This window comes from Kistimonas scapharcae (assembly GCF_039540975.1).
In the GTDB taxonomy this organism is placed as follows: Bacteria; Pseudomonadota; Gammaproteobacteria; order Pseudomonadales; family Endozoicomonadaceae; genus Kistimonas; species Kistimonas scapharcae.
This window is the reverse complement of sequence record NZ_BAABFL010000221.1, coordinates 1-1,005: the sequence shown is the minus strand read 5'-3', so window position 1 is coordinate 1,005 and position 1,005 is coordinate 1. Positions and strand designations below refer to the sequence as shown.

Sequence of the window (1,005 nt, the reverse complement as noted above, 5' to 3'; positions counted from 1 at the left end):
TTCCTGAAGCATCTGCATGAACAGATCGCGGCCACCAAGCTGCCAGCGAATGCGACCATGGCGACCAAGATCAAATTGTATGGTGGAGAAGTGGCGGTTCAGTCCGTCCCGCTGCTGATGGCAGGTGTCATGCTGTTCGGTCTGGCGGCGCTGGGATGGGAAGCACGGGAAGCGTTGCAGTATCGCCTGTTCGGTGCGACACCGAGAACAGATGACATGGCGTGGGGTGACTATGCCATGGAGCTGACATCACGGGCGGGGATTTACGGGCCTTATGAACTGGCGATGAATATGATCGGCGGGTATGGCGACATGGAAGACCGGACGGCGATGCTCATGGGTCCCACCGCTGACTGGGTGAACACCATGCTCACGGCGGATACCCTGGCTGCAAGGGTGTATCGCTCAACACCTGTCCTGAATCAGTTGCCGGGACTCAAGCAGCTTTTGAATGACACTATGGAATGACATAAAATATTAGCATGGCTATTTAGGAGGCAGGGATGCCGGTCGAGCAGCATTACACCATCACACGGGGCGATACGCTGGCAATCCCGCTGGCGTTTTCAGACCCCGCCGACAATACCCCGCTGGACATGGCGGGGTACACCATCCGTTTCACCTGCAAGACATCCAAGTTCGAGGACGACAGCCAAGCGGTCATTACCAAGGATATTGTGTTGCCTGCCGGTGACACCTTCACGCTGGTTGTGGAACCAGTGGACACCAATACACTGAACGCGCCGCAGTCCTACGACTACGACATCCAGCTTGAGACACCGACGGGTGAGGTCTTCACCGCCATTGAAGGGAAGTTGAAGCTGGAGATGGGGGCGACATGGCGATAAAGGTAACGGTCGGTGCGGTCAATGCGCCGGTTAATATCGCACTGGATGGGCTGGCTCGTAAGGAAGCGATTCTTGCGGATATTCAGGCGCGGCAGACGGATGTTGCTGCTAAACAGGCAGATGTTGCCACTAAACACAGTGAGGTTGAAGCTGATCG

2 protein-coding genes are annotated in these 1,005 nt (G+C 56.2%); both read left to right on the top strand.

Features of this window, described 5'->3' with window-relative positions:
* Positions 1-468: hypothetical protein (locus ABD892_RS10525; RefSeq protein WP_345195579.1), on the top strand; the 468-nt coding region annotated here is incomplete at its 5' end.
* Positions 469-503: 35 nt separating this feature from the next.
* Complete coding sequence (locus tag ABD892_RS10520; protein ID WP_345195578.1) at positions 504-848, top strand: hypothetical protein; 345 nt, start codon at positions 504-506, stop codon at positions 846-848.
* Positions 849-1,005 lie beyond the last annotated feature (157 nt).

What these genes read in the sequence shown, in the direction of transcription:
- ABD892_RS10520 (WP_345195578.1), top strand. Translation starts at nt 504, where the DNA reads ATGCCGGTCGAGCAGCATTACACCATCACACGGGGCGATACGCTGGCA.